A 17752-nucleotide genomic window follows, 5' to 3' on the forward strand; every position below is an offset into this window, starting at 1 on the left:
ACGGGAGAGAAACATGAGAAGAGAAATAGATCTGAAAGAAATATCGGACGGCAGGCTTTATACAGAAAATGACTTGGTGAAAGCAGGATGCGGGGATTGCCAGGGCTGTTCTGCCTGCTGCCGGGGGATGGGAACATCGATTGTGCTGGATCCGCTTGATATTTTTCGGCTGACAACGCAGTTAGAGATGACTTTTGAGCAATTACTGCAAAAGTATGCAGAGCTCAATGTAGTAGATGGTGTAATCTTGCCAAACTTAAAAATGACCGGAGCGGAGGAAGCATGTGCTTTTCTCAATGCAGAGGGGAGATGTTCCATTCATCCGCATCGTCCGGGCATTTGTCGTCTGTTCCCGCTTGGAAGATATTATGAGAATCATCGTTTTCAGTATTTTCTGCAAATACACGAATGTCCGAAGGAACCAAAGACGAAAGTGAAAGTAAAGAAGTGGATCGATACCCCGGAATTGAAAAAGAATGAACAGTTTATCAACGCATGGCATGATTTTATATTGGAAATGCAGGACAGACTTTTAAAACTGGGAGATGAAAAGGCAAGCCGTGAGAGCAATCTATACCTTTTGCAGGAATTTTTTCTGACACCGTATGAGAAAGAGCGTACATTTTATGAGCAGTTTGCAGAAAGGCTTGCAAGAGCAAAGAAGGTTTTCCGATAGCAGTTTTTTTGACAGAGAACTTTACGGAACGATGATAGGAAGGAGATACGAAGGAAATGGAATATCAGATTAGAAAGGCAAAGCAGTCAGATCTTGCTGCACTTGCCGACGTGGAGGCATGCTGTTTTCCGGTGAGTGAGGCAGCTTCCAAAGAGGCGATCCAGAAGCGCCTGGAGACGTTTGGAGACTGTTTCTTTGTGGCAGAGATGCCGCATGGGGAGGTGATTGGTTTCATCAATGGTTGTGTGACAGACCGGACTACCATCTGTGATGAAATGTTTGCAGATGTGACATATCACAGTCCAGAAGGGGCGTATCAGTCTGTGTTTGGACTGGATGTACTCCCACAGTACCAGCGAAGAGGGATTGCAGCAGATCTTATGGAACATCTGATTGCAGATGCATGGAAGCGGGAAAAGAAAGGAATGATCCTTACTTGCAAGGAACGGCTGATTCCGTATTACGAACGGTTTGGATACCGAAATCTTGGAAAGTCACAGTCTGTCCACGGGGGAGCTATCTGGTATGATATGCTCCTAGAAAGAGGTGAAGCGATTGATTAAAACCTATGTAGCGTTTGACCTTGAGACGACCGGACTCAGCGAAGAGAGAGACAGTATTATCGAGATTGGCGCTGTGAAAGTGAGAGATGGAAAAGTGACGGATCGTTTCATGGAGTTTTTGAAGCCGGCAGAAGAGATTTCTCCGATGATCACACAAATTACCGGGATCACCAATGAAATGGTGGCACATGCGAGAAATACAAAAGAGGTCATTGATGATTTTATGGGTTTTTGTGGGGAAGAAGTGCTGCTCGGACACAATATTCTGTTTGATTATAAGTTTATGAAACGATATGCTTGTAAGTATCAGCATTCTTTTGAGCGAAGAGGGATAGATACGTTAAAGATTGCCAGAAAAGTGCATAAGGATCTGGAATCAAGGAGTCTCGAGGCATTGTGTGCACACTATCAGATCAAAAATGACGCGGCACACCGTGCATATCACGACGCCCTTGCAACAGCAAAACTATATCACTGCCTGGGGCATTATTTTGAGGAAAAGGAACCAAATTTATTTGTGCCGGAACCACTTTTCTATCAACCGAGAAAAGAACAGCCGGCGACAGAGAAGCAAAAACGGTATTTGGAAAAGTTGTGCGGCTGGCATCGGATTGCGGTTCCGGAGGATCTGGAAGCTATGACAAGAAGTGAGGCATCCAGATTTATTGACCGAGTGATCGCAAAAAGCGGGCGGATGGATCGCGAATAAGAAAACCTGTATTGGATATTGATTTTTCAGACATGATTTTATACAATGAAGGCAGATGATCATTGCAGAAAAATAATCAAAAAAACTGTTATTTTTCTGACAAAAATCTACAATATTCCCTTTAGATGGGAAGTACGTGTAGAAAAGGAGGAAAACATATGGTTCGTGAAATCATGGATTACATTTCATCTTGTGATGAAGCAGTGGGAAAAGCTTTGTATGCAGAGTATCACAGGCAGCAGCGGAATCTGGAACTGATCGCGTCTGAAAATATTGTATCCCCGGCAGTGATGCTGGCAATGGGAACGGTTCCGACAAACAAGTATGCAGAAGGGTATCCGGAGAAACGATATTATGGCGGCTGCGAGGAAGTTGACGTATTGGAAGATCTGGCAATTGAGCGGGCAAAGAAGCTGTTTGGTGCAGAACATGCATGTGTGCAGCCGCATTCCGGTGCAAGCGCAAATCTTGCTGTATATCAGGCGTTTTTGGAGCCGGGAGATACGGTAATGGGAATGAACCTTGCACACGGTGGGCACCTGACCCATGGATCTCCGGTCAACATTTCGGGACGTCTATATCATTTTATTCCGTATAATGTCAATGCCGATGGAGTGCTGGATTACGAAGAAATCAGGCGCCTTGCCCTGGAACATCAACCGAAGATGATCGTCGCAGGCGCTTCAGCATATCCGAAGGAAATCCGGTTTGATCTGTTTGCAGAGATTGCAAAGGAAGTCGGAGCTTATCTTTTCGTGGATATGGCACATATCGCAGGGCTTGTTGCGGCAGGACTTCATCAGAATCCGGTACTCTACGCGGATGTGGTATCGACGACGACGCATAAAACATTGCGAGGACCGCGTGGCGGTACGATCCTCTGTAAAAAGGAGTATGCAAAACAGATTGATAAAGCAATTTTCCCGGGAACACAGGGAGGTCCTCTGATGCATGTGATCGCAGCGAAGGCTGTCTGCTTCGGGGAGGCATTAAAGCCGGAGTTTCGGACATATCAGGAACAGGTGGTAAAAAATGCAAAAGCATTGTCCACTGCATTGATGGAAGAGGGATTTCATCTTGTGAGCAACGGTACAGACAATCATCTGATGCTTGTAGATCTGCAAAATATGCACATTACAGGAAAAGAACTTCAGAATCGACTGGACAATGTATATATTACTGTCAATAAAAATGCAGTTCCAAATGATCCGGCCAGTCCATTTGTGACAAGCGGTATCCGAATTGGTACACCTGCAGTTACCACAAGGGGACTTAAGGAAGAGGATATGAAGACCATTAGCCATCTGATCAAACTGGCAGTGACAGAGTTTGATACGAAGGCGGATGAGATCCGTGCGGCTGTCAATGAGATCTGCAGCCGTTATCCAATCTATGAATAACGAATAATTTGCCGTGCCATACATATACTTAAGATAAAAAGTATGTGTATGGCATTTCCTATGAGTCGAGAGTATGAAAAAGGGACATTTAAACATAAAATGGCGGAAGCGGCAAATCTTCCGAAAGATCTGGCACTGGGACTTCCGGTTGTGCATGTAACTGGGAGATCCGAAGCATGCGTGGAAAATTACAGAGGGATTTTAGAATATACCGATTCGCTTGTGCGCGTGCAGACAAAGTGTGGGCAGATCCGCTTTACCGGGAAACATCTGCAAATTGAATATTATATGAACGATGAGATGAAGATCACCGGGAGAATTACGGCTATGGAATACGTGTGATCGGGATGTTTCACATTGGTTTCTGAAGCAATCGGAAAATAGTTCCAGGAGGATCCTATGTTTGTTTTACTCATGCGTTATTTGAAAGGTTACCTTCGGATTTGTGTAACCAGCACTTCCCCTGAACGGTTTTTAAACTTATGCCGAAACCGGGGGATTCTTCTGTGGGGGCTGTCCCCGCACGGGAGAGATTATGAAATGTATATCAGCATTCGTGGATTTCGGAAGTTAAAGCCAGTTTTAAAAAAGACAAAGACAAAAGTTACCATTGAGGAACGGTTTGGACTGCCGTTCTTTTTCCATAAATATCGAAAACGAAAAATGTTTTTCTGCGGGGCGGCCGGGTGTGTGATGATTGTTTATCTTCTTTCTCTTTTTATCTGGAATATCCATATAGATGGCAATCAGACGAGAACAGATGAGACGATTCTTGCTTTTCTGGAAGAAAAAAATACGGTACACGGGATGCTTCGAAAAGATGTGGACTGTGAGCAGATCGTAAAGGATATCCGGCAGCAGTTTGACGACATTATCTGGGTATCTGCGTACGTGAAAGGAACAAGACTGATGATTCAGGTGAAGGAAAACAGTGATACGATTACAATGCCTGCCACAGAGATGGAGAAGCCTTCTGATATTGTTGCGGACAAAGACGGGGTTGTAACTGAGATTATCACGCGCAAAGGGGTACCGCTTGTCCATGCCGGGGATGAGGTGAAAAAGGGAGATCTCCTTGTTTCGGGGAGAGTGGAAGTATTAAATGACAGTAAAGAGGTAATCGGTTATCAATATCAGACCGCAGATGCGGATATTTTTGTACAGACGGTCTGTTCATATGAAGAGACGATGGAGCGCGCTTACGAGAAAAAGATCTATACAGAGAAGGAGCGACGGAAATACTATCTCAAATGGAACGATATAAAGGTTTCTGTTGGGACGACAAAAAATCAGTACCAACATGCAGAGCGGCTGACAGAGGAGTATCGGTGGACACTAGGAGAACATTTTGTACTTCCGGTTTCTCATGGAATGGAGAGGGAACGAGAGTATCGTCTGCAGAAGAAACTATATGGAAAAGAAGAGGTCCAGACGATGCTCAGTGAAAATTTTCACAGATTCTGTGGGGAATTAGAGAAAAAGGGGGTTCAAATTCTTGAAAATAATGTTAAAATACACATAGGTCAAAATCGCGCCACCGCAAAGGGAACATTGACCCTGATCGAACCGGCGGGGGAACAGAGAGAAACCGAAATTATAGAAGTAGAACAAAAAACAGAAGGGGAACAGTAAATGAGTATTCTGGAAGAAATCATAGAAATACCAGTGGAACATGAGCAGAATGTCTTCGGACAGTTTGATGCATTTGCAAAGAAGATCGAGCGGACACTTCATGTGACATTGATCGCAAGAGATGGAAAGGTAAAGATTCTTGGAGATGCAGCGCGTGTAAGTCAGGCAAAGAGGACATTGACGCAGCTGACAGCTCTCTCAGAGAGAGGGAATACAATCACAGAGCAGAATGTAGATTATGCGCTGTCGCTCGTATTGGAAGATCAGGAAGCGGGGATTGTGGAGATTGATAAGGATATCATCTGTCATACACTTCAGGGAAAACCAATCAAACCGAAGACACTCGGACAGAAAAAATATGTAGATGCAATTCGTGATCAGATGATCGTATTCGGACTTGGACCTGCAGGAACTGGAAAGACATACCTTGCGATGGCAATGGCGATCACTGCATTTAAGAACAATGAGGTGGGCAGGATCATCTTGACGAGACCTGCCATAGAGGCAGGAGAAAAACTTGGATTTTTGCCGGGAGATCTGCAGAGCAAGATCGATCCCTATTTAAGACCGCTCTACGATGCACTGTATCAGATCATGGGGGCGGAGAGCTTTTTGAAAAATTCGGAAAAAGGGTTGATTGAAGTGGCTCCGCTCGCCTACATGCGAGGACGTACATTAGATAATGCATTTATTATTCTTGATGAGGCGCAGAATACAACGCCAGCGCAGATGAAGATGTTTCTGACAAGGATTGGGTTTGGATCAAAAGTAGTGATCACCGGAGATTCTACACAGAAGGATCTCCCGGCGGGAACAACCTCCGGGCTTGACGTGGCAGTCAATGTTGTAAAAAATCTGGAGGATATCAGTATCTGCAGATTGACGAGCAAAGATGTTGTCAGACACCCGCTTGTTCAAAAAATCGTCAAGGCATACGAAGAATATGAGAAGAAAAGCAGCGCGAAAAATATAGGAAAAGAACGAAGGAGAAAGAAATAAATGACCGTTTATTTTGAGGAAGAGGGAGCGTATCAGCTCCCGTTTGACTGCAGAAAGCTGGCTGAAAAAGTTATCGCCGAGGCAGTGGACTACGAGCAGTGTCCCTATGAAACAGAAGTGAACTTGCTTCTGACAATGAATGAAGAAATTCGTGAAATGAATCGGGAATTTCGGGAAATCGACCGTGCGACGGATGTGTTATCCTTCCCGATGGTTGACTATGGAACTCCAGGAGATTTTGAGTTCCTTGAGGAAGATGACTCTTATTTTCATCCAGAATCAGGAGAACTGATGCTTGGGGACATTGTGATTTCCAAGGAGAAGGTAACTGCACAGGCTGAAGAGTATGGACATACGGAAGAGAGGGAATTTGCCTTTCTTGTGGCACACAGTATGCTGCATCTGTTTGGTTATGACCACATGGAAGAGGATGAACGTGCTGTGATGGAGCAAAAGCAGAGGGAGATCCTTGAGCGGCTCAATATATTAAGATAACAAAAGAGGGATAATATGACGAAACAAATTAATAAAAACAGCGGTTTTCTACTGCAAGGTGCGATCCTTGCAGCAGCAGCCGTCATTGCAAAGATCATTGGAGCAGCCTACAAGATTCCTCTGACAAATATTCTTGGGGATGAAGGAATGGGGTTTTATGGCTATGCGTTTGAGGTCTATGCAATTGCGCTGATCCTTTCCTCCTTCAGTCTACCGCTTGCAGTCTCAAAGCTTGTGTCTGCACGTGTGGCAAAAAAGGAATATAAAAATGCGATGGCGATTTTTAAAGGATCTATTCTATTTGCAATCGGTGTAGGGCTCCTTGCTGCACTGGTCGTTTTTTTTGGAGCAGATTTCTTTGCAGATAAGGTAATGGCATCAGCGCCAAGTGCCTATGCACTTAGAGTATTGGCGCCAGGACTTTTTATCGTGGCAGTTATGGGAGTCGTACGAGGATATTTCCAGGGACTCGGTTCTATGATTCCGACAGCGATTTCTCAGGTGATCGAGCAGATCGTCAATGCGATCGTGAGTATTTTAGGAGCAAGCTATCTGCTGAAGGTAGGGGCAGAAGCAGCAAAAAGCAAGAACAGTCCACTGTTAGAACCTTCCTATGGTGCGGCAGGAGGAACGCTCGGTGCAGTCGCCGGGGCATTTGTAAGCCTCCTGTTTGTTCTGTTTGTGTTGTATGCTTACAAGGGAGTGATGAAACGGCAGTTAAAAAGAGATCACGGTACCTCTGTGGAAAGCTATGGAAATATCTATAAGGTACTATTATTTACGATTGCTCCGGTTATTATCAGTACATCGGTTTATAACATCAACCAGATTTTAGATCAAGTAATGTTTAGTAAGATTATGGCGGCGCAGGGACATGCCGTGAAAGATTACATGGCACTTCTCGGAATTTATACCGGAAAATATAATACGCTGATCAATGTTCCGCTTGCTATGGCAAGTGCACTCGGTGTGTCTGCAATCCCAAGTCTCGCTGGCGCGATCGCAGTCGGCGATCGAAAACAGATTTATGGGAAGATCCATCATTCCATCCGCTTCACGATGTTGATCGCAATTCCAAGCTTTGTCGGATTTCTGATGTTGTCATCGCCGCTTATGAATCTGCTCTATGGAGATCAGAGAAAAACTCCTGCGGCGATGTTAAGCCTCGGATCAATTACCGTTGTGCTTTACTGTCTGTCCACGGTACAGAATTCCATCTTGCAGGGCCTTGATAAGATGACAGTGCCGATTCGAAACGCTCTGATTTCTCTTGGAATCCATCTAGTGGCAGTCTTTGTGATGCTTGTGATGTTGAAATGGAATATCTATTCGATTGTTGTCGGAAATATTGTTTTTTCACTCTGCATGTGTATTTTGAATGCACATTCGATCCAGACGGCAGTCGGATACCATCAAGAAGTGAAGCGAACATTTCTGCTTCCTACAATGGCAGCATTTTTGATGGGAGTGGTATCTTATCTGGTATTCAAATTGTTTGATGTTTTGATCGGTGGAAGAGTTTTCCCAATCCTGTTTGCGCTTGTGGCGGCAGTCGGGATTTACGCAGTGGCACTCATTCTGATCGGAGGACTTACAGAAGAAGAATTGTATGCGATGCCAAAAGGAGATATGCTTGTCAAGATTTTTCGAAAATTACATTTGATGAAAGGGTAGAGAAGAGTGAAACCAGTAAAAAAAGTTGCACTGCTCCATGATCTGTGCGGAGTAGGAAAAGCTGCGATGACAAATATGCTTCCAGTATTAAGTGTGATGGGAATTGAGGCATGTCCGATTCCGACGATGTTATTATCCACCCACACAGGAGGATATGGAAAACCTGCGGTTGCCCGCATCTCTCCGGAATATATCAAAGGTTGCGCTGATCATTACTGCGAACAGAATGTGAAGTTCGATATGATCTTCATCGGTTATCTCGGAAATGAGGAACTGGCAGAGTCGGTATTATATTTCGTTTCTTGTTTTCCGGAGGCGATGGTCGTTTTTGATCCGATCATGGGAGATCATGGAAAATATTACAGCAATTTTGATACCAGCTATGGGGAAGCATTAAAGAAGTTAATCCCCTGTGCAGACCTGTTGCTTCCTAATCTGACAGAGAGTTGTCTGCTTGCGGGATATCCATATGCGAAAGAACTGTCCCGAAAGGATTTGAAAAAAATCTGTGAAACACTGCACAATCTGGGGGCGAAACAACTAATCATCACCAGTGTCCCGGATGGCAGAAGTGAGAAGTCCATCCTCCTTTTTGAGCAAGGAATGATGACAATGTTGGAGACCACACAGCTTTCGGCAGAATTTCACGGAACCGGGGATGCATTTGATGGAGTTCTGATCGCCAGTATTTTAAAAGGCTGTTCTCTTAAAGAGAGTATGATCGAAGCACACCGCTTCGTCTATGCCTGCATGGAGGAGAGCCTAAAAATGGAATATGAAGAAAGAGAAGGGCTGATGATCGAGAAGAATCTGTACATGCTTGTATAAAATAGAAGAAAGAGCGGATACTGTATAAAAAAGGAGTGGCATGGAAATGAAGAAGAGATACAGTATCGGCTTTTTTTGTTTTGCCTGTTGTGCGCTCCTTTTGCTGACTGCCGTCTATCAAATTCGTTACCGAAAGGCTTATGAGGAAGTGGAACGGCTGGAGGCACAGTTGGCAGAAGCGCAGAGACAAAAAGAAAAAAGCATCAGTGCAGATGGAACGGCAAAAAAAGAGAATGGATATTTCCTGAAAGAAAAGAATGGATACCTTGTAGTTTATCTCGCGGACGGAGAGACATTCTATGAGAGTACTGGGATCCGAACAGAGAGTCTTCCCGAAAAACTCCTAGAGGAGATCCGACAGGGGAAATATATCGAAACTACAAAAGAACTTTATGGTTTTTTGGAAAATTATTCCAGTTAGATTACAGTAGAAAAACAGTAGGAAAACAGCAAAAACAGCCCCTTCCGGCTGGACTTTGTATCAGATATGGTGTATGATATAGAATGGCATGCGGCAAAATCTTGGCGAACTTCTCAGTTTTGTGGCATGCCGTTTCAGGCAAATGAGAAAGAACAGTGAGGTAAAGAGATGTTAGAAGAGAAGATTCAGAGAATCAATGAATTATATCGAAAATCTAAGGCAGAAGGATTGACAGAAGCTGAACTAAAAGAGCAGAAGATTCTTCGCGCAGAATATATTGAGGCTTTCAAGCGAAACTTACGGGGACAGCTTGATAACATTTCCATCAAAGAACCAGATGGAAGCATTACGAATCTTGGAGAGAAATATGGAAAAAAAGCCGCGAACAAAAAAGGACATTAGAAGACAGATCCTTGCAGTGAGGCGGACACTCCCTGTGGAGGAGGCAAAAGAAAAGAGCAGAGAAATCTTTCAGAAAGTAACTGCACATCCATGGTACATAGAGGCAGATACTGTTTTCTGCTATGCAAGTCATGACGGAGAAGTCCGGACAAGAGAACTGATGGATCAGATTCTTGCAGATGGAAAACGGCTTGCGCTTCCGCGTGTGGAAGGAAGAGAGATGACATTTTATGAAGTAAGAGAGCCGGATCGTCTGGAGGAAGGTGCCTATGGGATTGAGGAGCCATTGCCTGAAAATCCCGTGCGAAAGGAGCACAGCGAAAAGGCCTTGATGATCATTCCAGGAATAGTATTTGACCGCAGGCTGCACCGGATTGGATATGGCGGTGGGTTTTATGACCGGTATCTTGCCGGTGACGCACCATTTCATACAATGGCAGTTGCATATGAATGTCAGTGTATCTTAGGAGAGTTACCATTTGAAAGTCATGATCTGTGTCCAGAGGTACTGGTCACAGAAAGAGAGATTTATCAAAGATAGAAAAGAGGTGGAGGTATGCTTACAGGACTTCCCAAAGACCCGATATTATTATTGAGTGTGGTCAATACAAAATTACGAGATGAATACAAGAATCTAGATGCACTCTGTGAAGATCTTTCTGTGGAGAAGGAAAAATTGACAGAAACCTTAAAGGCAATCGATTATCTATACGATGCCGGACAGAATCAGTTTATATAGAAACAAAACGATGTTGGCAATTTTACGAGAAAAGAACCTTAGGAGGTAGAAATATGAATGTATGCGAGTGTGTGATTTCTTGTAAATCCGGAGATCAGGTAATATATCGAGGAGTGAAAAAAGAAGATGCAGAAGCACTTTATCAGCATCAGTGTACGATTGCGCAGGAAACTTATTTTACATCCCTCTATCCTGAGGAGCTTCTCTACAATATCGAAGGGAAAGTGGAAAGAATCAAGGAAATTCAGAACCATCCAGTCCATTTTCAGATTGTTGCAATTAACGATGGGAAGATTGTTGGTCAGGCAGAAGTGCGTGTAGTCAAGAACCATTTGAAATATAAGCATCGGGCGAATATAGGAATTTCTATTGACAGAGATCACTGGGGAATGGGAATTGGAAGCAGCCTGATGAAACTTGCGCTGCATCAGGCAAAAGAGAATGGGCTTGAGCAAATGGAACTTGGTGTTTATGCAGATAATGAACGGGCAATCCATCTGTATCAGAAGTATGGATTTGAGCAGTGCGGAATCTGGAAGAATGCGTTCAAATTAAAAGATGGTACATACCGAGATGAAATTCTAATGAGTAAAATTCTTTAAGAATCTCCTGCGACTGCTGCCCAGTAGTCAAATCCAAGGATACTTTCCCATCGGCGGACTTCAACAGTTCCGCCGATTTTTATGTTCTGATAGTCAGATTTGCTTACTTGAAGCTGTTCTGTTTTCCCTTGCCGTTCGACATAGACGTAATAATAATCATATACAACTCTATAACCAGATTTCCCGGATTCTTTTTCCAAAACAATCAAATATTCCGTGCTCGCAGGTGTAAATGTCAGGATTCGGTTGACCGGAAGCACAAGTACGATCCCAAGAATGAGCGCAGAGAGCACGACAGAAACTGTACGCATCCAGTGCTGCTTCAATTGTTTCTTATGCTGATGAACAGCAAATAGAAGCAAGAGGAGGAATGCAAAGAAACATGCATACAGATACAGTTGCCAGTCGCTGCACATAAAAAGGTAATATATATAGTTGATAGAGAAAAACAGTGTGAAAAATCCGCCCATGACAGGGAGAGGGAGGATGTAGTAATCTAATTCACTGTCTGGTTTCTCGTAAGGCAACAAGTGTCCCTGAAGCAGATAAATATACGGATAAAAATGAATATACACAAACCATAAAGTGACAAGGATCAAAACTGGCGCGAGAAAATATAATTTTCCCTCTAAAAATGAGCTGAAAATCCCGGCGGGAATGAGAAGCCATCCAAGGATCCGTAGCCGTTTTCTTACTTTTTTAATCGTATCCAGAGAGACACTTCCCCGGAATTGTTCTAAAGTTGTCTGTGCATGGAGTTCGAAAAGGCAGCTGCACTTCGTCAAAAATGGAAGTGCTGGAAGATACCGAAAAACATCATCACCATCTGTAAGCAGAGCAGCGATATCCAGAGTAGGAATTGCATAGGTCTCCAACAGCATTTGCACTTTTTCAAAGTTTTTATCATCTTCCTTGATTTCACAAATTCGTTTTCTGCTTTTGGAAATCAGAATGTAGTGTGACGGTTCTGTGTTTTGTGTGCGTGCCAAAGAGGTCTTGCCAGAATCAGAATTTGAAAGATCCCGCAGATCGACACGCATCAGACATTCGATTTCTGTCCAAAAAACTGTATATACTCGCTGAAATGGAACATGGATACAGATCCCTTCTTCGGTATACAAAATTTTTTTGCCCAATAGGAACAGCTGTACAAAAAGAAGGATACTGGCGGGAAAGAAGATGATACACGAAAGAAGAAAACAGAGGAGATTCCCCGAAACACATCCTGCCAGTGTGAAAAAAAGTCCGAGAAACAGATATAAAATTGCGAGAAACAGAAGTAATTTTTTTCGGGTTTTGATCGGTTTTGTCATGAGAGATCTCCTCCGTATGTATAGTAGTTATTTTAGATTGATTGTACCATGAGCGAAAAATCTTTACAAGCAGCGAAAAGACGGCAAAAAGCAAAAAGGACATTTAATCTCATATGAGAAGTATGCTATACTATGAATCTCATATGAGAAGTATGCTATACTATGTGCATGAAAGAAAATTATACACTAGAAGAACGGAGAATTGTAATGGAGATTAAGGAAATACTACAAAATCAAGAATCTCAGGCTGCTATGAAGCAGGATGATATTACATTGATTGAAATCAAAGAATATATTAAAAAACCTAAGCTGAATGGATATCGCTCCCTGCACCTGATCATCTCTGTACCTATTTTCTTAAAAGATGAAAAAAGAGATATGAAAGTGGAAGTACAATTGCGGACAATTGCCATGGACTTTTGGGCGAGTCTTGAACACAAGATCAGATATAAGAAAAATCTTTCCGAGGACTTGCAGAAGGAGTTGGCAGAGGAATTATTGTATTGTGCAAATCAAAGTGCAGAATTGGATATGAAAATGCAAAAAATTCGAAATAAGATATAGGAAGAACCTATGTCTGTATGATAGTTGGAACAATTTTGCTTGCGATTTTATGAAACCTTTGAAAAATTGTTCCAGTGAAAAGAAAAAATTGTTCTTGTATGTATGAAAAAAAAAGAGTTATAATAATCGGGTGTCTGCTTAAAGGAATGATAAAACTGCAGAGGAAGCAGCATAAAAAGAAAACAAAAGAGAAAGGAAAAATTATGCAAGATACCCAGAAAACAAAATTATTTGAAGAAACAGCGATCCCGAAGGCGGTGGCACAGCTGGCGGTTCCGACGATCTTAAGTTCGCTTGTCATGGTAATCTATAACCTTGCAGATACTTATTTTGTCGGGATGTTGAACAATTCAACACAAAATGCAGCAGTTACACTGGCAGGACCGGTGCTTTTGGCATTTAATGCGGCAAATAACTTATTTGGCGTTGGAAGTTCCAGTATGATGAGCCGCTCGCTTGGGAAAAAGGATTATAACACATTGAAAAAAAGTTCTGCATTTGGATTTTACTGTGCATTGATCTGTGGTGTAATTTTTGCACTGTTATGTACCGTATTCAAAGATCCGCTGCTTATAATGCTTGGAGCAGATGCAAAAACAGCGGCAGCAACGGGGGCTTATATGCGATGGACGGTTACATTCGGTGCAGTTCCTGCAATTTTAAATGTTGTGATGGCATATTTGTTCCGTGCGGAGGGTGCTTCTCTCCATGCCAGTATTGGAACAATGAGCGGATGTCTTTTAAACATTGTGTTAGACCCGATCTTTATCCTTCCATGGGGACTGGATATGGGGGCGGAAGGTGCCGGACTTGCGACATTTATCTCAAACTGTGTGGCATGTCTCTACTTCTTTGTGCTGATGTATAAAAGACGCGGAAAGACACTTGTCTGCATCCATCCGTCACAGTTTGGATTCCAGAAAGCAATTGTATTTGGTGTATGCGGAGTCGGAATTCCTGCTGCGATACAGAATCTCTTAAATGTAACCGGAATGACGATTCTAAATAATTTTACTTCTTCTTTCGGATCTGAGGCTGTTGCGGCGATGGGGATTACACAGAAAGTCAACATGGTTCCGATGTATATCGCAATGGGACTTTCACAGGGAATTATGCCGCTGATCAGTTACAATTATGCCAGTGGAAATCATAAGAGAATGAAACATACTGTCCTTTTTAGCGCGGCGCTTTCGGTTGGATTCATGATTCCGGTTGCGACCCTTTATTATTTGTTCTCTGGACCACTGACAAGTCTGTTCATCGGAAATGAGGCGATCATTGCGTATGGAGCAAGCTTTTTAAGAGGATTCTGTCTGAGTCTCCCATTTATGTGTATCGATTTCCTCGCAGTTGGAGTTTTCCAGTCTGTAGGAATGGGAAAAGAATCATTGATTTTCTGCATTATGAGAAAAATCGTGCTGGAAATTCCGGCATTGTATATCTTAAACAAAGTATTTCCGCTTTATGGACTTGCTTACGCACAGTTCATTGCAGAATTTGTACTTGCAGGTGCGGCGATATTCGTCCTTACAAGGCTGTTTAAGAAAATCGAAAAAAATGGTGTCGCAGTCTCATAGGAGTCAGAATACCTATGGAAGGACACCATAAAATCTAATCACATTTCACTGTGATCATAGTAATGTAATCGTTTTTATCTTTGATGGACATTTCATTTAATCCTTCTTCGTAAGCATAACCAGTGAGTGTGAGTTGATGCGCGCGTGCATATGAAAGAATGGATTGGTAAATAGCCGGAAGCTGCTCCCACCTGCCGATACAATATGCTCTCAGATAACTTCCAGCCGGAAGGACTACGTCATATGTCTTTGAACCATGTGGGCAGTAAGCGAAAAAAGAATCGTAACGGTGAAAACAATTTTTTTCAATCTGTTCCATCGAGATTCGACTTCCAAAATTGTCATAAAGATGAAAAAGAGTTTTGAGGCGGAGAGAAAACTCTGCCGCAACAGAGAAATCTTCTTCATCATAATCTCCGGAGATTGGTGCAGAGAGCACAAGTTTCCGTTCGGGAAGTGTACATCGCTCAATCTTACCGTGTTTGGATTGCATGCCGATTTTTAACCGTTCTGCTTTTTGTTCTAAAAAAGATTGTACGGATAAGAGCTGATTGATGGATTCATCGATCAGCTTTTTCTTTTTGATCATCATCTGGGAGAACGATTCATCCGATGGTGTTGTCACATATTCCCGGATTTCATCCAGGGAAAGTCCTATTTTTCGCAAAGTAAGAATGAGTTCCAATTGTGCAAATTGGAAACAAGTGTAGTAATGGTATCCATTTTCTCCAATGACTTCCGGACAAAATAATCCAATTTCATTATAATAATGCAAAGTTCGCTTGTTGATACCAGTGAATTTTGCAAACTCTCCGGAAGAATATAAATATTTTTTATGATTCATAAAAACACCTCTTGACTGTACAGTTACTGTACATTCTATAATACACGAGAGGAAAAGAGAAAGCAATCACAAGAAGGAGGATATGATGGAATTTACACTTGCAAATGAACAGCAATGGGCAAATATAAAGGAGATTTACTTGGAGGCTTTTCCAAAGCAGGAGAGAAAGCCGTATTTTATACTGAGAAGATCTGTGAAAAAGGGAAAAGCAGTTGTGATGACAGCGACAGAGGGAGGAGAACTTTTAGGATTTACCGTACTGATTCCGTACAAAGATATGGTTATGGTTGATTATCTGGCAGTATCTTCAAAGATACGGAGCAAAGGTACTGGAAGTTATATTATGCAAAATGTATGTAGGCATTATGCCGGAAAGAAAATTGTTCTTTTGATTGAGCGGTTAGATGACCAGGCACAAAACAGAGAACAAAGAGTTGCGCGAAGAAGATTTTATCTCAAAAATGGATTCACTTCTTCTGATATTTTTATTGAAGGAGTGAGTGGAGAGTTGGAAGTATTAAATTATAGAGGCAAAGTTTCACAGGAAGATTATATTTGCCTGCAAAGATATGCGCTTGGAGAATTGTTTTTTAAATTATCTAAAATCAAGATTGTAAAATAGAAGATACAAACAGGGTTGCGGCAGTAGTGCAGCAACCCTGTTTCTTTTTAAGCAGTTTCAGTATTTTGGAGATTTTGTGCTTTGATCCGTGCGATCTCTGTTTGGATTTCTTCCATTTTTTCTTTTGTTAAAGGATAGTATTTCATTGCAACCAGGTTGCAGATTAATCCGAGAATTACGATTCCATAGCATAAGAATACCCCTACATAATGCAAAGAAGATGTATACGGTGTATTTACATCTGGAAGGGTATCTTTAAATCCTACCATTGCAAATAACAATCCTGCGATCAATGGAGCAAGGGAGGAAATCAATTTGTCAACAAAGCTGAACAGAGTTCCCATCAGTCCCGGAACGTAACGGCCGGAGCGGTATACTTCGTAATCGGCACAATCTGCTGTCATAGGAATTACGATACTTCCGGAAAGCCCTGTAAATCCAGTTGCAGCAATAGAAAGAATGATATGTAAAATTGTGAAGATTCCAAACGCAAGACCGCCTTTTGCATTTACCATTGTTGTAGCATCTCCAAAAAGCCAGAGGAGCGCGAGCAGTACGTTCATGACAATTCCGCCGATACTTCCGATCAGCATTCCTTTGCGCTGGCCTAAGCGGGTGGCGAGTGTACCGATACCAAACATCATCAGAATCATAGCAGGAATTGTGATATATCCCATGATAGTTCCGCTGATTGCAAAATTGCCGGCAACAATTCCGAACATAACAATCTGAACAGTTGTTGTGCGGGCGTTTCCTGCAAGTTTATCTGTAGAAGCTGCCACGACAAGCATTTGGATCGCTCTGTTGTTCTTTAAGATATCCCAGTAATCCTTTGCGCGGATTCGCTCAGATTTTCCAGTTCCGAAAAACTCTGTGCGATCTTTTGGGGCGATAGAAATGACTGCGATCACGGTTGCAATTGCACTTCCGATCGCTATGATTACCCACAGATCATGGAAAAGATCAACGCTGTAGAAAGATCCGTATTTTGTACTGAGCTTTGCCGCTATAACAGCCATGATTGTCCATAACAAAGAATTGTAAACACCATCAAAAATGGAAAACAGAGGTCTCTGTTTCGGATCGTTTGTAAGACAAGTCTGTGCTGATTTTGTCACGACACATTGGAATGTGTATCCGATATAGTAAATTGCAGAAATTACAATAAAAAATCCGAATCGGATAGCTGTATTTTCCGGAAGCCGATGTGTGACATGGAAGAGAATAAAGCTCATCACACAGAGGATTATCTGTCCGATAATCATAAACGGGCGGTTCTTCCCAAATTTACCATTTGTCTTGTCTACAAAATATCCAATAAATGGATCCGTGACACCATCCCAGACTCTCATTGCCATAGAAAAACTAGATGCTGTTACGACGGCAACACCTACAAATCCTGTCAGATAGTAGGCGACATAGCCCATTAAGAATAGATACATATTTGTTGCCAGATTATTTGCGGCGAATCCGGCAATACGCCATAGCGGAACCCGGTGGATTCCATTTTCTCCGTAATACTTTGCATTTGTTGATGCCATAATACATATTCCTCCTTTGCGAGTGACGATTTTCTTCTATTGTATCATTGAAAATCAAATGACATTAGAAAAAAATATAGGGTTTATAGTAAAATATATATAAAAATCATTAAAAAAGAACAAAAAATATATAAAACATACAATAAAAAAT

20 protein-coding genes and 1 pseudogene are annotated in these 17752 nt (G+C 42.2%); 18 read left to right on the plus strand and 3 right to left on the minus strand.

Annotated elements, in window-relative coordinates:
- Positions 1–13: 13 nt before the first annotated feature.
- From ACGG81_RS06950 to ACGG81_RS07020, 15 genes are all read left to right on the plus strand, one after another.
- Positions 14–676, plus strand: coding sequence for a YkgJ family cysteine cluster protein (locus ACGG81_RS06950; RefSeq protein WP_390107523.1), 663 nt, complete (start codon positions 14–16; stop codon positions 674–676).
- A gap of 56 nt (positions 677–732) precedes the next feature.
- Positions 733–1239, plus strand: coding sequence for a GNAT family N-acetyltransferase (locus ACGG81_RS06955; protein WP_336304951.1), 507 nt, complete (start codon positions 733–735; stop codon positions 1237–1239).
- Positions 1232–1948 carry an exonuclease domain-containing protein gene (locus ACGG81_RS06960; protein ID WP_390107526.1) on the plus strand — a complete coding sequence of 239 codons (717 nt, stop codon included), beginning with the start codon at positions 1232–1234 and terminating at the stop codon, positions 1946–1948. Before ACGG81_RS06955 ends, ACGG81_RS06960 begins: the two co-directional genes overlap by 8 nt.
- 158 nt (positions 1949–2106) lie before the next feature.
- Positions 2107–3348, plus strand: a complete 1242-nt coding sequence (gene glyA / locus ACGG81_RS06965; RefSeq protein WP_390107529.1) for a serine hydroxymethyltransferase — start codon at positions 2107–2109, stop codon at positions 3346–3348.
- 48 nt (positions 3349–3396) lie between these two features.
- Positions 3397–3690 (plus strand): YabP/YqfC family sporulation protein, encoded by a 294-nt coding sequence (locus ACGG81_RS06970; protein WP_008975765.1) that lies wholly within the window; start codon positions 3397–3399, stop codon positions 3688–3690.
- A 57-nt stretch (positions 3691–3747) separates the two neighbouring features.
- Entirely contained in the window at positions 3748–4980 is a 1233-nt protein-coding gene (locus tag ACGG81_RS06975; protein WP_009261785.1) for a sporulation protein YqfD, read from the plus strand.
- Positions 4981–5979, plus strand: coding sequence for a PhoH family protein (locus tag ACGG81_RS06980; protein WP_008975763.1), 999 nt, complete (start codon positions 4981–4983; stop codon positions 5977–5979). It abuts the gene before it with no gap.
- Positions 5980–6474: an rRNA maturation RNase YbeY gene (gene ybeY, locus ACGG81_RS06985; protein WP_009261786.1), complete on the plus strand. Its 495-nt coding sequence runs from the start codon at positions 5980–5982 to the stop codon at positions 6472–6474.
- 15 nt (positions 6475–6489) lie between these two features.
- The gene (locus tag ACGG81_RS06990; RefSeq protein ID WP_117576510.1) at positions 6490–8148 is read left to right on the plus strand and encodes a polysaccharide biosynthesis protein; all 1659 of its coding nucleotides are present in this window, start codon (positions 6490–6492) and stop codon (positions 8146–8148) included.
- Between the two features lie 6 nt (positions 8149–8154).
- Positions 8155–8976 (plus strand): pyridoxamine kinase, encoded by an 822-nt coding sequence (locus tag ACGG81_RS06995; protein ID WP_120105653.1) that lies wholly within the window; start codon positions 8155–8157, stop codon positions 8974–8976.
- A 46-nt stretch (positions 8977–9022) separates the two neighbouring features.
- Positions 9023–9397, plus strand: coding sequence for a hypothetical protein (locus ACGG81_RS07000; protein ID WP_009261790.1), 375 nt, complete (start codon positions 9023–9025; stop codon positions 9395–9397).
- A 168-nt stretch (positions 9398–9565) separates the two neighbouring features.
- On the plus strand, positions 9566–9799 hold the full coding sequence (locus ACGG81_RS07005; RefSeq protein ID WP_008975758.1) for a DUF896 domain-containing protein: 234 nt from the start codon (positions 9566–9568) through the stop codon (positions 9797–9799).
- On the plus strand, positions 9765–10340 hold the full coding sequence (locus ACGG81_RS07010) for a 5-formyltetrahydrofolate cyclo-ligase (protein ID WP_009261791.1): 576 nt from the start codon (positions 9765–9767) through the stop codon (positions 10338–10340). The genes ACGG81_RS07005 and ACGG81_RS07010 overlap by 35 nt, the downstream gene beginning before the upstream one ends.
- 15 nt (positions 10341–10355) lie before the next feature.
- A complete protein-coding gene (locus ACGG81_RS07015) occupies positions 10356–10538 on the plus strand; it encodes a DUF4250 domain-containing protein (RefSeq protein ID WP_009261792.1) in 183 nt (60 codons plus the stop codon).
- 53 nt (positions 10539–10591) lie between these two features.
- The gene (locus ACGG81_RS07020; protein WP_009261793.1) at positions 10592–11140 is read left to right on the plus strand and encodes a GNAT family N-acetyltransferase; all 549 of its coding nucleotides are present in this window, start codon (positions 10592–10594) and stop codon (positions 11138–11140) included.
- Here the strand turns inward: ACGG81_RS07020 and ACGG81_RS07025 are convergent.
- Positions 11137–12453 carry a hypothetical protein gene (locus tag ACGG81_RS07025; RefSeq protein WP_390107537.1) on the minus strand — a complete coding sequence of 439 codons (1317 nt, stop codon included), beginning with the start codon at positions 12451–12453 and terminating at the stop codon, positions 11137–11139. The two genes, ACGG81_RS07020 and ACGG81_RS07025, sit on opposite strands and share 4 nt — an antisense overlap.
- A gap of 252 nt (positions 12454–12705) precedes the next feature.
- On the opposite strand from ACGG81_RS07025, the pseudogene ACGG81_RS07030 reads away from it, so the two are divergent.
- Together ACGG81_RS07030 and ACGG81_RS07035 are read left to right on the plus strand one after the other, a co-directional pair.
- Positions 12706–13017, plus strand: a pseudogene (locus ACGG81_RS07030) (GTP pyrophosphokinase family protein); the annotation flags it as partial.
- Between the two features lie 203 nt (positions 13018–13220).
- The gene (locus ACGG81_RS07035) at positions 13221–14594 is read left to right on the plus strand and encodes an MATE family efflux transporter (RefSeq protein ID WP_270196572.1); all 1374 of its coding nucleotides are present in this window, start codon (positions 13221–13223) and stop codon (positions 14592–14594) included.
- Positions 14595–14628: 34 nt separating this feature from the next.
- Here ACGG81_RS07035 and ACGG81_RS07040 read toward each other — a convergent pair whose 3' ends face one another.
- A complete protein-coding gene (locus ACGG81_RS07040; RefSeq protein ID WP_116442158.1) occupies positions 14629–15438 on the minus strand; it encodes a MerR family transcriptional regulator in 810 nt (269 codons plus the stop codon).
- Between the two features lie 85 nt (positions 15439–15523).
- Here ACGG81_RS07040 and ACGG81_RS07045 point away from each other — a divergent pair, with 85 nt between their 5' ends.
- Positions 15524–16060, plus strand: a complete 537-nt coding sequence (locus ACGG81_RS07045) for a GNAT family N-acetyltransferase (protein WP_390110356.1) — start codon at positions 15524–15526, stop codon at positions 16058–16060.
- Between the two features lie 47 nt (positions 16061–16107).
- Here ACGG81_RS07045 and ACGG81_RS07050 read toward each other — a convergent pair whose 3' ends face one another.
- Complete coding sequence (locus ACGG81_RS07050) at positions 16108–17601, minus strand: MFS transporter (protein ID WP_390107540.1); 1494 nt, start codon at positions 17599–17601, stop codon at positions 16108–16110.
- Positions 17602–17752: the final 151 nt, after the last annotated feature.

This window comes from Faecalimonas umbilicata (genome assembly GCF_042846195.1).
Taxonomy (GTDB): domain Bacteria; phylum Bacillota; class Clostridia; order Lachnospirales; family Lachnospiraceae; genus Faecalimonas; species Faecalimonas umbilicata.

Coding starts and splice junctions, on each gene's coding strand:
- ybeY (WP_009261786.1), top strand. CDS start 5,980: ATGACCGTTTATTTTGAGGAAGAGGGAGCGTATCAGCTCCCGTTTGAC.
- ACGG81_RS07045 (WP_390110356.1), top strand. CDS start 15,524: ATGGAATTTACACTTGCAAATGAACAGCAATGGGCAAATATAAAGGAG.
- ACGG81_RS07005 (WP_008975758.1), top strand. CDS start 9,566: ATGTTAGAAGAGAAGATTCAGAGAATCAATGAATTATATCGAAAATCT.
- ACGG81_RS07035 (WP_270196572.1), top strand. CDS start 13,221: ATGCAAGATACCCAGAAAACAAAATTATTTGAAGAAACAGCGATCCCG.
- ACGG81_RS06980 (WP_008975763.1), top strand. CDS start 4,981: ATGAGTATTCTGGAAGAAATCATAGAAATACCAGTGGAACATGAGCAG.
- glyA (WP_390107529.1), top strand. CDS start 2,107: ATGGTTCGTGAAATCATGGATTACATTTCATCTTGTGATGAAGCAGTG.
- ACGG81_RS06975 (WP_009261785.1), top strand. CDS start 3,748: ATGTTTGTTTTACTCATGCGTTATTTGAAAGGTTACCTTCGGATTTGT.
- ACGG81_RS06950 (WP_390107523.1), top strand. CDS start 14: ATGAGAAGAGAAATAGATCTGAAAGAAATATCGGACGGCAGGCTTTAT.
- ACGG81_RS06955 (WP_336304951.1), top strand. CDS start 733: ATGGAATATCAGATTAGAAAGGCAAAGCAGTCAGATCTTGCTGCACTT.
- ACGG81_RS07025 (WP_390107537.1), bottom strand. CDS start 12,453: ATGACAAAACCGATCAAAACCCGAAAAAAATTACTTCTGTTTCTCGCA.
- ACGG81_RS06970 (WP_008975765.1), top strand. CDS start 3,397: ATGGCATTTCCTATGAGTCGAGAGTATGAAAAAGGGACATTTAAACAT.
- ACGG81_RS07010 (WP_009261791.1), top strand. CDS start 9,765: ATGGAAAAAAAGCCGCGAACAAAAAAGGACATTAGAAGACAGATCCTT.
- ACGG81_RS07000 (WP_009261790.1), top strand. CDS start 9,023: ATGAAGAAGAGATACAGTATCGGCTTTTTTTGTTTTGCCTGTTGTGCG.
- ACGG81_RS07015 (WP_009261792.1), top strand. CDS start 10,356: ATGCTTACAGGACTTCCCAAAGACCCGATATTATTATTGAGTGTGGTC.
- ACGG81_RS07040 (WP_116442158.1), bottom strand. CDS start 15,438: ATGAATCATAAAAAATATTTATATTCTTCCGGAGAGTTTGCAAAATTC.
- ACGG81_RS07050 (WP_390107540.1), bottom strand. CDS start 17,601: ATGGCATCAACAAATGCAAAGTATTACGGAGAAAATGGAATCCACCGG.
- ACGG81_RS07020 (WP_009261793.1), top strand. CDS start 10,592: ATGAATGTATGCGAGTGTGTGATTTCTTGTAAATCCGGAGATCAGGTA.
- ACGG81_RS06990 (WP_117576510.1), top strand. CDS start 6,490: ATGACGAAACAAATTAATAAAAACAGCGGTTTTCTACTGCAAGGTGCG.